Source organism: Congregibacter sp., from assembly GCF_965662665.1.
Taxonomy (GTDB): domain Bacteria; phylum Pseudomonadota; class Gammaproteobacteria; order Pseudomonadales; family Halieaceae; genus Congregibacter.
Genome location: NZ_CBFIIF010000036.1, coordinates 1 through 14,332, shown reverse-complemented (window position 1 = coordinate 14,332; position 14,332 = coordinate 1). Strand labels below are relative to the sequence as shown.

Below are 14,332 nucleotides of genomic sequence, written 5' to 3'. Positions count from 1 at the left end.
GCGTTTTCGGCGCTGTCTCAACGACTTTTATATTGTTGTGGGGTCGACTTTATTGGGATCGATTCCCAAGGCATCTCGTGCAGACGCAACATCTGCCGCACTGTATTCGCCTCGCGCCGAAAGAGCGGTCAATGCGGCCAATACGACAAACTCGCGACTCACTTCAAAGAAGTGCCGTAGCTTGGCGCGGGTATCACTGCGACCAAAGCCGTCAGTACCCAGCACATACAGCGGCGCAGGGCATACCGAACGGAGCTGCTCGGCAAAGCTCTTCATGTAATCCGTCGCTATCACCACCGGCGCATCGTTATCCTGCAATTGCTCGGTGAAAAAGGCCGTGCGGGGTTCCTCACCGGGATTCAACATGTTCCAGCGCTCAACCTGCTTACCGTCCCGTTGCAGCTCATTGATACTCGGTAAGCTCCACACCTCGGCATCCACGCCGTAGTCATTGCGGAGTATTTCTGCTGCCGCCTCTACTTCACGCAAAATGGTGCCCGCACCGCAGAGTCGTACTCGAGGCACGTCGCCCTCGGCGCTCTTTAGGCGATACATACCCTTCACAATGCCGGTTTCTGAACCTTCGGGCATTGCCGGCTGAGGATAGTTCTCGTTCATGGTGGTGATGTAATAAAAGCGGTTTTCGCGCTCGGAATACATGCGACGCATGCCATCCTGAATGATGACCGCCAGCTCATAGGCGTAGGTAGGGTCGTAACTCACGCAGTTAGGGATGGTCGATGCCAGAAGGAGGCTATGGCCGTCCTGATGCTGCAGACCCTCTCCGTTCAGTGTCGTGCGTCCCGAGGTCGCCCCCATTAGAAAGCCCCGGGCCTGGCTATCGCCCGCTGCCCACAGCAGGTCACCGATCCGTTGGAACCCGAACATGGAGTAAAAGATATAGAAAGGCACCATGGGGAAATTGCTGGTGCTATAAGAGGTCGCCGCTGCAAGCCACGCCGAACCCGCTCCCGCTTCGTTGATACCCTCTTCGAGAATCTGCCCCTTGATGTCTTCTTTGTAGTACATGATCTGATCGGAATCATGAGGGGTGTAACGCTGCCCCACAGAGGAGTAGATACCCAGCTGTCGGAACATGCCTTCCATGCCAAAGGTTCGTGCTTCGTCAGGCACGATAGGCACCACGCGATGGCCGATGGCTTTGTCCTTTGCGAGGGTCGACAGAATGCGTACAAACGCCATGGTGGTAGAAGCCTGGCGATCACCGCTGCTCTTTGTTTGCGCAGAGAAAGCATCCAGACCCGGAACCGGTAAAACCTGTGCCTCACTGCGACGGGAGGGTATGCATCCTCCCAGTTCACGACGGCGCTCGCGCATGTAGCGCATCTCTGGGCTGTTTTCGTCGGGCCGGTAATAAGGAACCGACGCCAAATCCTTATCATCAATGGGAATCGCAAAGCGATCGCGGAACGCTTTCAGCGCATCCATGTCCAGCTTTTTGAGGGAGTGCGTTTCGTTACTTGCCTCGCCCGCTTCGCCGGTACCGTAGCCCTTCACAGTCATCGCGAGGATCACCGTAGGACGTTCGAACTGCTCAGCGGCCTTCGCGTAAGCCGCGTAAACCTTGTAGGGGTCGTGACCACCACGATTGAGATACATGATGTCGTCGTCGGAAAGATCTTTTACCAGATCCAGGGACTCGGGGTACTTACCAAAGAAGTGCTCCCGGGTGTAAGCCCCGCCGTTGTACTTGTAGTTCTGCAACTCGCCGTCACAGACTTCGTCCATACGCTTTTGCAGCATGCCGGACTCGTCGCGCTCCAGCAGCGGATCCCACTTGCGACCCCAAATAACCTTAGTGCAATCCCAGCCAGCGCCCCGGAATACACCTTCGAGTTCCTGAATAATCTTCCCGTTACCGCGCACCGGGCCATCAAGACGTTGGAGGTTGCAGTTCACAACAAAGATCAGATTGCCGAGCTTTTCGCGACCAGCCAAAGAGATAGCGCCGAGAGACTCAGGCTCATCGCACTCACCGTCACCCATAAAGCACCACACGTTGCGATCCTTCTGGTCAAGGAGACCGCGGTCGCTTTGATACTTCATGACCCTGGCTTGATAAATGGCCTGAATCGGACCCAGCCCCATGGAAACCGTGGGGAACTGCCAGTAGTCAGGCATCAGCCAGGGGTGCGGATAAGACGACAAGCCATTGCCGTCGACTTCGCGGCGGAAGTTGTCCAGCTGATCTTCGTCCAATCGACCTTCAAGATAAGAGCGCGCATACATTCCGGGGGCGCTGTGACCTTGGTAAAAGACCAGATCACCAGGGTGACCATCTTCGGCTCCCCGGAAAAAGTAATTGCATCCCACGTCATACAGCGTGGCGGAGGACGAAAAGCTACTGATGTGTCCGCCCAGACCCTCGTCGTTGTCGTTGGCGCGCATCACCATGGCCAGCGCGTTCCAACGCACCAGAGAGCGAATCCGCCGCTCCATGAACAAATCGCCCGGCATGGGCTTTTCATCCTCGGGACTGATGGTGTTTCTGAAGGGTGTTGTTATCGATGGCGGGAGAGGTACTCCCGTATCAACGGCGTGCTTCGCCAGTTGAATCATGAGGTAGCGGGCGCGACTGTCGCCGGCCTCTCGAACCACGCTGTCCAGTGAGTCCAGCCATTCCCGTGTTTCGATAGGGTCGTTATCGTCGATCATTGCAAAGGTCCCGTCAGCGCTACCTGACGACAGACTCTACATAGACGCAGTAAAGTCGCCACTGAAACGCTAGTTAGTTCTTTATTAGAATTAACTCAGGCGTATTACCGGCCCCGAGCACACTGCGCGAGATAATACGGTGTCTAAATTTTGATCACAAGCCTTTGTTTTCGCTTAATTAGTTCTGTTATGGAACTATAATGCCCTGATTCCATGTGTAGCAACGCAGCACCCCGCACCCTGCGGGCCCTGCGTTGCCAGCTCTATCTCACAACGGCGATAAATCGATCCTAAGGATCTCGTGGTCCGCTCGCAGCGTCTCCGGACTGTCAAAAACACGGTTGTCGGATTCGGGTGTCTCGCCCATTGCCCCGGGACTCAAGGACAGCAGTGAGCGCGGCTGCTCTAGAAACAATTTGCGGTAGGACTGCTGCCATTCTTCGAAGCTGATGGTCTCTACGGCCGCGGCCATCTGCTGGGGACTATCGAAAGCCCATTCCCGCGTTGCAATAGATTGCCAGTAGAACTCTGCACGCTCGCCCAGATTCTCCTGCGGCTTGAGTGTTGCGTTGATCAGTGCCTGACGATGTCGGTCGAACTGCTCAGCGGTAATGTCCTCGAGGGTTCCCACAAGAAACTCCTGCATGGCGCCATATACATGAGCTGCGGAGTGCGAAGGTGATTGGATGAGGAGTAACAGCCCCGGTACATCGTATTGCGGCCAGTAAAAACTCGAGGCAATGTAACCCAGCTGTTGCTCCGTGCGCAGCTGCTGAAAGAACCCCGACTCAGTCACTTGCGCCGTAAGCGCGACCATCGCGCGATCACGCCAGGTTTGCCCGGCTCCCTGCAGATACCAGGCAACAACCGCATCGTTGTGCTCAATCTGTGAACGCAGCTCCAGGGCTTCGCCTTTCGCAAGGCTTAAGACCTCAGGCGCCATAGCTGGCTGCCCATCCCCGTCCTCGAGCACCAAATCGAGGGTCGCTGACATCCGCTGAACATCGTCGGGGGCGTAGTTCCCGTACAACATCCCTTCGGCTTTCACCGACTGCCAGAATTCATCGCGGTAGGCACCCATGCTGTCTACATCGAGCGCCTCCAGGGCCTCAATGAGCACAGGCTCATCATAGGCCCCACTCCCCAGCGCGCGCCGGAGGTCATCCATAAGCTGAGAACTGGGTCGCCGTGCGATGGTGTTTTGCAGGCCGAGCACCAGATCCCGGCGAATGCGTTCAAAGCGCGCTGGATCAAACTCCTGCTCGGCAATTTTGCTTAACAATTCCTGTAGCAAAGTAAACTGCTTGTCGTTGTAACCACTTACCCGCATGCTGATACCTTGGGCGTGGTTGTAAAAATTGAAGCCTAGCCCGGCTAGCAAAGCCGGATAGGTGTACTCGCGCACCGCGTCGTTAACCATGCGGGTGTAAAGCGCTGAAGCTGCCTTCTGCTCTGGGGTAGCTGCCACCAAGGGCGAGCGGAAACTCACATACATAGCGCCTTTCGGCACCCGAAAATCCTCGCCCTGCTTAAACCACAGCTTTTTCCGCGCCTGATCTACCCGTAACTCCGGTAATGCGGGATTGTCATCGCTAAGCGCAATGAGCTCCACGTCTTCAGCGATAAAAGGATTTGCAGCCGGCAAATGCAAACCACTCAGGTCGTCGGATTGCCAGCGCGATAACATCAACGCCTCGGGACCCAACTCGCTATAGGGCACACCGTAGTAGGGTGACTCTCGATCAGTGCTCACCTCGGGAGCCGTGAGCACGATCTGCGCCTTACTCGGCGTCAGCAGCTCCAGTGCCTCGCGAATCATCGAGTCGTCAAAGTCGCTCATCAGATAAGGACCCTCAAGTAGATCCTCATCGCTGTAGTAGTGCATAGCATTGCTGAGCCTACTGACATAGCCCATCGGCGCCGATGGCTCCCGAAAACGAAACCCTAACTCGGCGACCGCTGCCTGCTCCTGGTACAGCCACTCCTGGGGCTCCTGGGCCCTGAGCATATCGAGATACGCAAATACGGCCTGAAGCACCCGCTCGTACTCAGCAACGCCCTTTTCCGTGAGACTGATGGTGACCGATGGCATCCCACCACCGCGCCAACTGAGACCCGTTCCCGAAGACAAGGCATCGGCCAAGCCCTCGCGCTTGAGCAGCGAGAGTAAGCTCCCCTCGCCTTCATGGCCCACAAGGTTGGACACATAGCTCATGGGCTTAACCTTGTAATCCCCGCGATAATCCGGCGTCTGAAAGTTCACCTCCAGCTGCCGCAGCGTTCCCTGAGGCTTGATTTTCACGAGCATCGGAAGCGAGGAATCGACAAACAAGGGCTCGTCGATCATCTCCAATTCAACGCCGCGATTGGGTACGGCGGAGAACATCTCCCTGGCCATGTCCTCCAAGGCATCCAGCGGCTCGCGACCCAAAACAACCAGTCGCATGATGTCGGCGGAGTAATGCGCCGCATAAAACTTCAGCAGCTCGTCGCGAACACTGGAATCGGGACGATCAGCCAGACTTTCCAGACTGCCCACGGCAAACTGGCTAAAGGGGTGCTCTGGATTCATCGCTGCCTGGAGCACATCCAGACCTCGCCGGGAATCGTTCTTCAGACCCATCTGATATTCGGCCTGCACGGCATTGCGCTCACGGTTAACGTAAGCTTCATCGAAATTGGGCGCTATAAAGAACTGTGCAAAGCGATCCAGCGCATCGGGCAGGTATTCGGCGTCGATATCAAAAAAGTAATTGGTGTGCTCAAAACTGGTGTAGGCGTTACGCGAACCACCGTGTTCAGTGACAAACTGTTCGTACTCCGCTGCATCCGGGTATTTTTCTGTGCCCAGAAACAACATGTGCTCCAGAAAGTGAGCCAAACCACCTCGGCCATCCGGGTTATCACCACTACCCACCTGCACGTCCAGCGATGCGGCGGCTTTGGCCGTATCGGGGTTAGACACCAGCAGGGTTTTTAGCCCATTATCCAGGGTTATCAAACGGTAGGCAAAGCGATCGTTGGGGCTTTGCGCTGGAGCCTTGGAGAGGAACGGTAGCTCCGGGGCCGCGCAGGCTGCCAAAAGCCCGGCAAACGCCAACAGACTCACCTGCACCGCGCGGATCGCGGTGATTCGGATTTGCATAATTTTACTCCGCAGAATCAGCTAGAGGATTGGGTCCAGCGACGGCTTCACGCTTGGGCCAGGCGTTAATAACCGCCTTGATCAGAGTCGCCAGGGGTATCGCGAAAAACACGCCCCAAAGCCCCCAAATACCACCAAAAAACAGCACCGCCACAATAATCGCGACGGGATGAAGGTTAACGGCTTCTGAAAACAACAGGGGCACCAATACGTTGCCGTCCAAAATTTGTATAACAAGATAGACCGCAAGGACCCAATAAAATTCCGGCGCCACGCCCCACTGAAACAGTGCCACCGCCGCTACCGGAACCGTCACGATAAAGGCGCCGATGTAAGGAATAATCACCGAAAGCCCTACCAACAACCCGAGCAGAGCGGCGTAGCGCAAGCCAAGGCCCGTAAAACTGACGTAACTTGCCGCACCAACAATGATGATTTCTACCATTTTGCCGCGGGCATAGTTCGAAAACTGCACGTTCATTTCTGCCCATATTCGGTCAAGCAAGGGCCGTTTTTCCGGGAGGAATGCCGCGACCCAGCGCGTTATCTGATTTCTGTCCTTGAGCAGGAAAAACACGATAATCGGCACGAGCACTATATACACCGCGATAGTCATAAAGCCTGGAATACGCGCCAAGGTCATGGTCACCACTTTCTGACCCAGACCGGCGATCTCTCCCTGAACCCCAGCCAGCAACTGATCGATCTGTGTTTGGCTAAACACCTCCGGGTAACGTCCCGGGAGCACTTCGAGTAAATCCCGCCCCTGATCAATCATGCGCGGAATTTCAGTAATCAGTCCGACGGACTGGCGCCATACGAGCGGCAAAAGACCCAGCAAAACAGCGAAAAAAGCGCCCATAAAAACAGTAAACGCGAGAAAAAAACCAAGCCATGGAGGTAGGCCCAGACGGCAGAGCAAATTCACCACACCCTGCACCAGATAGGCCAGGACTATAGAGGCCAGCAATGGCGCAAGAATATCGCCAATGGTTGCAAGGAGCACCAATGACAGAAATATCAGCACAAGCAGGAGCACTGACTCTTCTTCGAAGAGATACCGCTCGTACCACTTGTTGAAAATCTCAAGCATGGTTAGTTCTTTCGCAGCAAAAAGTGAAATTCATCATCCCTATCCAAGGCTTTGAGCAGTTCGTGTCCACTCTGTTTCGCAAACACTTCGAAATCCCGTCGTGAGCCTGCATCCGTAGAGATCAAATGCAGCGTCTGACCGACCTCAAGGCCATTAAGCCCTCGCTTCGCCATCAGTAGAGGCATGGGGCAACGGTGACCCCGAGCGTCTACCTGTGCATCGGCATCATGACCTATTCCCGCGCTCGATGCTTGTTCACCGCTCAAAAGACAGATATCCCTGTTGGTGGCGCCATGAGCTGCGCCGAAATTTGGCAAGAACTTCTGCGAACTTTCCAGCCCGCAGATCGTCCAAAAGATTTATGAGCCCACGGCAAATCGACGCCGGCCTGACTCGCGTAGAATACTGCATGCTGATGACCGCTACCAAACCTACACGCGGCCTTTTTGATCCGCAAAGCTGGAGCCGACTCTTTGTAATCTGGGTGTCGGTGGCATTGCTGTGCGCCACCACCCCGGCTCAGGCGCAGAGAACAGAAAAACTCAAGATCCCTAACCTTGGCGAATCCAGCACTAGCTTGTTCTCGGCGGAATACGAATATCAGCTGGGTAGAGCTTGGCTGCGAGTTTTCCGAAGTCAGGTGGCGACGGTCAATGACCCCCTGCTCTTTAGTTATCTGGAAGACCTGATATTTCGACTTGCCGCAGAGAGCGAGCTTGAGGATCGGCGCCTCGAGCTGGTGGTGGTCGACAACGCGGCTATCAACGCCTTTGCTGTGCCCGGTGGGGTGATCGGTATCCATAACGGCTTGCTACTGCATGCCCAAACAGAAGATGAGTTAGCTACCGTCATTGCCCATGAGATCGCTCATCTCAGCCAACGGCACTTTTCGCGCCGCGTGGAGTTTGCCAAGACGCAGCAGCCCTTGACGCTCGCAGCAATGCTCGCGGGCTTTGTCCTTATGGCGACCGCAGGAGGCGATGCGGGCATGGCAGCCCTCGCTGCCGCTCAAGCGGCTGCACAAGACTCGGCCTTACGCTACTCAAGAAGTAACGAATCGGAGGCGGACCGGGTAGCTATGCAGACGATCGTTGATGCCGGCATGGACCCGCATGCTGCTTCTTCGATGTTTGATCGCATGCTGCAAGCCTCCCGCTACGCCACGGGCAGTCGAATTCCGGAGTTTTTGCGCACGCACCCACTGTCGGAGAACCGTATTGCAGATACACGCAACCGCGCCCGTCAGTACCCCAAGCAGATTCGTCCCGCAAAGCTGGACTACCAGCTCATGCGTGCCCGGGTGCTCAATCAGCTGGCAGACACGCCAGAAGAAGCCGCTGCCAGATTTAGAAAAGAACTCGATGGATCTCCACGATCAACCGCCGCGGCACGTTACGGACTTGTTCTGGCGCTTACAGATGCCGGACGTGGCGACGAAGCGGCGCTGGAGCTGGATGCAATTTGGGCTGCAGAACCGGACCGTCTGGAATACATCATCGCCGATGCGCGTATTGATATGGCACGAAACGAGCCCGATCGTGCCGCAGAAAAACTCGCCGCCAGACTCAAGCTGAGTCCGCGTAATCATGCGTTAACCATGACCTATGCAGAGGCGCTCATGCAGGACCAGCAGGCGCACGTGGCCGAAGAAGTGCTCCTGGAACAGAGCAAGCGTAAGCCTAATGATCCCTACCTGTGGTATCTCCTTGCCGAAGTTCAGGGACTATCCGGCAATATTATTGGTCTGCACCAGGCCCGCGCTGAGTACTTCATCCTCAATGGGATACTTGATCAGGCCGACAAACAGCTGCGCTACGCCCTGGATCTGGTGCGCAATGACTACACCACCAGCGCAAAGATTAATCAGCGCATCAATGACGTGGCGGAAATGCGAGAAATGCTCGAATCCTGAGCAGCTTGAGCGACAAGGCCCGAAGAGTTATCGACGCGACGCGGTCCGGGTCGCCGAAAACTGCAGCATACGACGAAGGGGTAACATCGCTCGCTCTCCCAGCGCCGCATCTACAAATATCTCGTTATCATCGCGATCGAACACCGAGGCCAACGTCTCCAGCTCATTCATTGCCATCCAAGGGCAGTTCGCGCAGCTGCGACAGGTAGCCCCATTACCGGCGGTTGGGGCAATAATGAACTGTTTATCCGGTGCCTGCTGCTGAAGCTTATAGAAGATGCCCTGATCGGTGGCGACGATAAACTGAGGGTTATCCATCTCTCTGGCAGCATTGATAATTTGCGTAGTGGAACCCACTCGATCAGCAAGCTCGACCACGCTAGCGGGTGATTCGGGGTGCACGAGTACAGCCGCGTCTGGATACACACGCTTTAGGTCCTCCAGAGCGCGCGCCTTAAACTCCTCATGCACGATGCAGGCGCCATCCCACATTACGATGTCAGCGCCTGTTTCTCGGCGCACGTAATCACCCAAATGACGATCGGGTGCCCAGAGGATTTTCTCTCCCTGCGCTGACAAATGCTCTGCCACATCAAGCGCTATGCTCGAAGTCACTACCCAATCGGCCCGCGCCTTAACGGCGGCAGACGTGTTTGCATAGACCACGACCTGTCGATCGGGATGCTCATCGCAAAACGCCGAAAACTCGTCGGCAGGACAGCCCAGATCCAAAGAACAGGTGGCTTCGAGGGTCGGCATGAGCACACGCTTCTCGGGCGTAAGGATTTTGGCTGTCTCTCCCATAAAGCGCACGCCCGCAACGATTAGCGTCTGTGCGGGGTGATCATGGCCAAACCGTGCCATCTCCAGAGAGTCCGAAACGCAGCCACCGGTCTCCTCCGCCAGCGATTGAATCTCGGGCGCGGTGTAGTAATGCGCCACAATCACGGCGTTGTGCGCTTTAAGCTCCGCCTTAATACGATCCGTCAACACCCGCTGCTGCTCGGGAGACAGCTGCTCCGAGGCATCTTTATCAAGGTGATGTTGGACCTGCTCGCGAATCGCTTGCAGACGATCGGACGCGATAGTCATGCTGAACCTATGGGGGATTTAAACGAAAAAATAGTAGCACAGAGACATTCCAAGCGTCGTCTCCAAACTACGGCAGTGCTGGGCATTACAGCGGCGTAATGATAGCCTTTCACATCTTTCATAACGATCCAATTTTATGTCCAACGAGGTTTCTCAGTCGGGGCAACACGCCAAAATTCTCGTCGCCGACGACGATATGAATGTGCGTTTGTTGAGCCGACAATGCCTCGAATCCGAGGGCATGATCGTCGTCGAGGCCGCCGATGGGCATGAAGCCCTTGATGCCTTTGTACGCGAGCGACCCGATTTGGTTTTCCTGGATGTCGAAATGCCGGGAATGACGGGTCTGGAGGTGTGCCAACGTATTCGCGCTATGCCCCAGGGCGAAAACATCCCCATCATGATCGTCACGGGGTCCGATGACCGAAAATCGATTGATGATGGATTCGAGGCCGGTGCAACGCAGTACAAGACAAAACCGGTCAACTGGTCCCTACTCGGACGCGATGTCCAGTACATGCTGCGCGCCAGTAACGCCTTTAACTCCCTCAAGCGACAAGAAGATCGCCTGCGGTATCTGGCCTACTTCGACCCCTTAACCAACCTTCCCAACCGTCGAAGCTTTAATGACCAACTCAACCGAATCCTCAAGCGCTCCAAGCGTCTGAACAACTTTTCGGCGCTGCTGTTCATCGATTTGGATAATTTCAAACGCATTAACGACTCCATTGGACACGGGCGTGGCGACCGCTTGCTGGTGGAGATTTCCAAACGACTCATTAACGAACTGCGGGAAGATGATGCCATCAGTTACTACACTGAAGGCAGCGCAGAAGACGAACACGACGGCAACACGGAAATAGCGCGTCTGGGCGGTGACGAGTTCACCGTGGTACTCGCAGACGTAGTGCATGCGGACGACGTAGAGCCCATCGCGCGACGCATAATGAAATCACTGTCGGAGCCTATTGCCTTACAGAGCCACAATCCGGTGGTCACACCGAGCATCGGTATCGCCATGTATCCGCAAGACGGTGAGGACGCCGAGACTCTGCTCAGAAATGCCGATACCGCCATGTATGCCGCGAAGGCCGATGGCCGCTCGTGCTTCCGCTTTTACAACGAAGTGATGAATGCGCGATCTGTAGAACACCTCAAACTCGAAGAAGATCTTCGAGAGGCCATACGCTCCGATCAGCTCGAACTTCGCTACCAACCGCAAGTAGAGACACTAACCGGATCCGTAGTGAGCCTTGAGGCTCTGGTTCGCTGGAAGCACCCAGAACGCGGCATGATCTCTCCCGGAGATTTTATACCCGTCGCTGAGAGCACCGGGCAAATCATCGAGCTGGGGGAATGGGTTCTCAAAGAAGTAGCCCGGCATTGCGTTTACTGGGACTCAATTGGTCTTGCGAGCTTTCGCGTCTGCGTGAACATCTCGCCGCTGCAGTTCAATCAGCCTGACTTGTTGCACTACATCAAGGGCTTTTTGACGCGCTCGGGCCTGGATGCCGGCCGTCTGGAGCTCGAGCTTACCGAGAGCGCCATCATGAACGATGGCGAGAGCAACATTCTCAAGCTGTCGCAATTAAAGTCCTTGGGCCTCGACCTGGCTGTAGACGACTTTGGAACCGGCTACTCGTCTCTTAGTTACCTACGACGCTTCCCCATTAACACATTAAAGATTGACCAGAGTTTTGTTGCTGACATGAACACCCCCGATGGTGCCGCGATCGTAGATGCGATCATCGCGTTATCCAAAACGCTAAGTATGCGCTCTGTTGCCGAGGGCATCGAAACCGAAGAGCAGCTTGCCTATTTGGCCAAGCGCGGGGTCGACCTCATGCAGGGGTTTTACTTTGCGCACCCCCTGTACCCCGAGGATGTACCTAACGCCATCCAGCAGAACTATTTGGAAACGATTACGCGAGTGCGGGAGTCACAGGGATAAGCCAGATGCGCCGATGGTTTTGCCGGAGCGCACCCGGGCTTTTTTGTGCAGCGCTGCAGCTCTCTCTTGCAACAGCGGTCTGGGCTGCAGACAGTGCCGAAGACTTGCTCGTCATGCTCCAAGGCGACGATCTGGACGTCATTTCCGAGAGTCTTCGGGCCCATGGCGCAACAATCACCCATCACCTACCGATCATCAATGCTGTTGGTGCGCAAATGAGTGCAGCGCAGCTAGCCGCAGTCAAAGAAAATACGCCGGGCATCAAGAGGATCATCGATAATCTGGCCTGGACGCCTGAACCAGAAGCTCCTGACACCTCGCAATGCTCGTTACGGTCGTCCATCGAGCTGCACTGGAGCGACAGCCGAGCAAGCTGGCGTCTCTTCAATAAATCGAAAGCGCCCTTAACAGTTACCCGAGGCCGGCTCAGCTGGCCGGCGGAGCTTGGGCAATTAGAGGCCGCGAGCTGGGGCTCTTCGCCTCTCCTCACGAAAGAGATTACTGAAAAACCGGGGGATATTGTCTGGAGCCGTGACAAGCCGCTCACCGTGGGTGCAAACGAACAGATAGAACTGCACTTTGAGTTTGAGCACTCACCCAAGGCCATTGCAGCGCTGCAGAACGACATAGTGCTGGAGGCCAAGGTGAGCGAAGACTGCGTCGCCAAATTAGTACCCAGCTATTCCGCGCCCTCTCAAGATAGCTATTACCCGAGCGTCAGCGGTGCGGCCTTGTTACACAGTCACGGCATCACGGGCAGCGGCATCACCGTGGCAGTACTGGACTCGGGGCTTTGGGAGACCAACCCCGAACTCTCGAAGGACACCCAGGGCCAAGACCGGGTGGTAGCCCGCTACGACGCTATTCTGGGGCGTGAAGTCGATGAGGCATTTGATGAAAGCGGTCATGGCACCCATATGACCAGCGTGTTGGCGCGCAGTGGCGCTGTTACAAGGAGCTCCGCGACGCTCCCCAGTTACCGGGGCATCGCGCCCGACGTTGAGCTGGCGGTAGTTAAGGCTTTTGGCGAAACCGGAAAGGCGGGATTTCTGGACATTGTCCGGGGAGTGCAGTGGGTCGTAGACAACCAGGAACGCCTGAATATACGCGTGCTTAATTTGTCGTTTGCGGCAAGACCACGCTGGCCCTATTGGGAGGATCCGGTCAACCAAGCACTCATGCAGGCGTGGCGAGCGGGTATTTTTATTGCCGCCGCAGCCGGTAATGAGGGCCCGGAACCGCTAACGGTAGGATCTCCCGGCAACTTACCCTACCTGCTCACCGTGGGTGCCGTGACGGACTCCTGGACTGAGGAGGACCGCAATGATGACTTTGTTCCGGACTTTTCCTCCCGGGGCCCAACGCCCATGGGCCACATCAAACCCGACCTTGTTGCCATGGGCGGACACATCTCTGGAATCATACGGCCCGGTTCGACATTGACCCGAGAGCTACCCGAGTTCCTTCTCGAGAACGGGGAGTTTGTAATGACCGGAACTTCCCAAGCTACGGCACTGGTCTCGGGGCTCGTGGCCCTGATGCTCCAGCTTGAACCCGAGCTTGGTAATGACGAACTTAAGTGCATGCTGGTCACAAGCGCAGAACCCGCGATCGAAGTTGACGGTCGTTATGCCTACTCACCGCTTGTGCAGGGTAAAGGCATGATTAACATTCAACGAGCGATGACCGTCGGTACAAGGCAGTGTCAACAAGTGTCTCTGAACATAGGCGCCGATATCGCGGGGGAGCAGCACTTTCAAGGGCCCGCAATATTTTCGAAAGATACGGCGCCCTATCTACCCGGTCAGTCCGATGTCATCAGCGATCGTGCCAGCGAAAAGGGTCTGTCTGAGTCTCGTCGCTGGGGCGTAGGCGCGCATTTAGAGCGTTTAACCGCAGAGCCAGTAAGCAGCCCGATCGACTGGCTGCAGATCTACAATTCGGAACAGCGCCGTATCGAGGCCCTGGCAACCGAAGACCCGTAAAATCGGATACCCCAAACGGGGCACGTTCACACCTCCCTAAAAGCATCACATCCGCCTATGTTAAGCACTCAAGACGTCCGGAAGAGATCCGGCACTTTCCGGAAACAGGTTCCGGAGACCAAATGAGTTAACTACGAAGGCAGGCGTGGTGTTATGAAAACATTTATCAAATCAACTGTATCGGTAATAGCCTTAGGCTTAGCTACAACGATGGCAACTTCATCGGCGGCCGCTGAAGAGTCTGTGAAGCCTGGGGTTAGCGTGCAGCAAGTTGTCGCCAAGCAATTGGCATCCGCACAGCAGTCGAAGTCCGGTTTCTCATGGGAAAAGCACGCGACAGAGCGAGCGAGTGCGACCGTCGCTACGAAGACGTCAGCCTCTGGGTTCCGTTGGGAAAACGTTGGCCCCCAGCCGGTCGTTGCATCAGCCGCCCTCTCAAACACATCACAGAGCGAAATCCAGGGTTACATCTGGGGCA

Annotated in this window: 9 protein-coding genes; 4 read left to right on the top strand and 5 right to left on the bottom strand. The window is 55.8% G+C overall.

Going from position 1 to position 14,332, the window contains the following annotated elements:
* Window positions 1-27 precede the first annotated feature (27 nt).
* From aceE to ACTG39_RS12435, 4 genes are all read right to left on the bottom strand, one after another.
* Entirely contained in the window at window positions 28-2,676 is a 2,649-nt protein-coding gene (aceE, locus tag ACTG39_RS12450) for a pyruvate dehydrogenase (acetyl-transferring), homodimeric type (protein ID WP_439107889.1), read from the bottom strand.
* 268 nt (window positions 2,677-2,944) lie between these two features.
* Window positions 2,945-5,821, bottom strand: coding sequence for an insulinase family protein (locus ACTG39_RS12445; protein ID WP_439107888.1), 2,877 nt, complete (start codon window positions 5,819-5,821; stop codon window positions 2,945-2,947).
* A gap of 4 nt (window positions 5,822-5,825) precedes the next feature.
* Window positions 5,826-6,914 (bottom strand): AI-2E family transporter, encoded by a 1,089-nt coding sequence (locus tag ACTG39_RS12440; RefSeq protein ID WP_439107887.1) that lies wholly within the window; start codon window positions 6,912-6,914, stop codon window positions 5,826-5,828.
* A 2-nt stretch (window positions 6,915-6,916) separates the two neighbouring features.
* Window positions 6,917-7,180 carry a sulfurtransferase TusA family protein gene (locus tag ACTG39_RS12435; RefSeq protein ID WP_439107886.1) on the bottom strand — a complete coding sequence of 88 codons (264 nt, stop codon included), beginning with the start codon at window positions 7,178-7,180 and terminating at the stop codon, window positions 6,917-6,919.
* A gap of 143 nt (window positions 7,181-7,323) precedes the next feature.
* On the opposite strand from ACTG39_RS12435, the gene ACTG39_RS12430 reads away from it, so the two are divergent.
* Window positions 7,324-8,826 (top strand): M48 family metalloprotease, encoded by a 1,503-nt coding sequence (locus ACTG39_RS12430; RefSeq protein ID WP_439107900.1) that lies wholly within the window; start codon window positions 7,324-7,326, stop codon window positions 8,824-8,826.
* Window positions 8,827-8,853: 27 nt separating this feature from the next.
* Here ACTG39_RS12430 and nadA read toward each other — a convergent pair whose 3' ends face one another.
* Window positions 8,854-9,918 carry a quinolinate synthase NadA gene (gene nadA, locus ACTG39_RS12425; RefSeq protein ID WP_439107885.1) on the bottom strand — a complete coding sequence of 355 codons (1,065 nt, stop codon included), beginning with the start codon at window positions 9,916-9,918 and terminating at the stop codon, window positions 8,854-8,856.
* Between the two features lie 136 nt (window positions 9,919-10,054).
* On the opposite strand from nadA, the gene ACTG39_RS12420 reads away from it, so the two are divergent.
* From ACTG39_RS12420 to ACTG39_RS12410, 3 genes are all read left to right on the top strand, one after another.
* On the top strand, window positions 10,055-11,869 hold the full coding sequence (locus ACTG39_RS12420; protein WP_439107884.1) for a two-component system response regulator: 1,815 nt from the start codon (window positions 10,055-10,057) through the stop codon (window positions 11,867-11,869).
* Between the two features lie 5 nt (window positions 11,870-11,874).
* Entirely contained in the window at window positions 11,875-13,854 is a 1,980-nt protein-coding gene (locus tag ACTG39_RS12415; protein ID WP_439107883.1) for a S8 family peptidase, read from the top strand.
* A 153-nt stretch (window positions 13,855-14,007) separates the two neighbouring features.
* Window positions 14,008-14,332, top strand: a 325-nt coding sequence (locus tag ACTG39_RS12410; protein ID WP_439107882.1) for a hypothetical protein, incomplete at its 3' end; no start/stop codon positions are given.

Excerpts from the sequence above, each read along its gene's own strand:
- aceE (WP_439107889.1), bottom strand. The coding sequence starts at position 2,676 with ATGATCGACGATAACGACCCTATCGAAACACGGGAATGGCTGGACTCA.
- ACTG39_RS12445 (WP_439107888.1), bottom strand. The coding sequence starts at position 5,821 with ATGCAAATCCGAATCACCGCGATCCGCGCGGTGCAGGTGAGTCTGTTG.
- ACTG39_RS12440 (WP_439107887.1), bottom strand. The coding sequence starts at position 6,914 with ATGCTTGAGATTTTCAACAAGTGGTACGAGCGGTATCTCTTCGAAGAA.
- ACTG39_RS12430 (WP_439107900.1), top strand. The coding sequence starts at position 7,324 with ATGCTGATGACCGCTACCAAACCTACACGCGGCCTTTTTGATCCGCAA.
- nadA (WP_439107885.1), bottom strand. The coding sequence starts at position 9,918 with ATGACTATCGCGTCCGATCGTCTGCAAGCGATTCGCGAGCAGGTCCAA.
- ACTG39_RS12420 (WP_439107884.1), top strand. The coding sequence starts at position 10,055 with ATGTCCAACGAGGTTTCTCAGTCGGGGCAACACGCCAAAATTCTCGTC.
- ACTG39_RS12415 (WP_439107883.1), top strand. The coding sequence starts at position 11,875 with ATGCGCCGATGGTTTTGCCGGAGCGCACCCGGGCTTTTTTGTGCAGCG.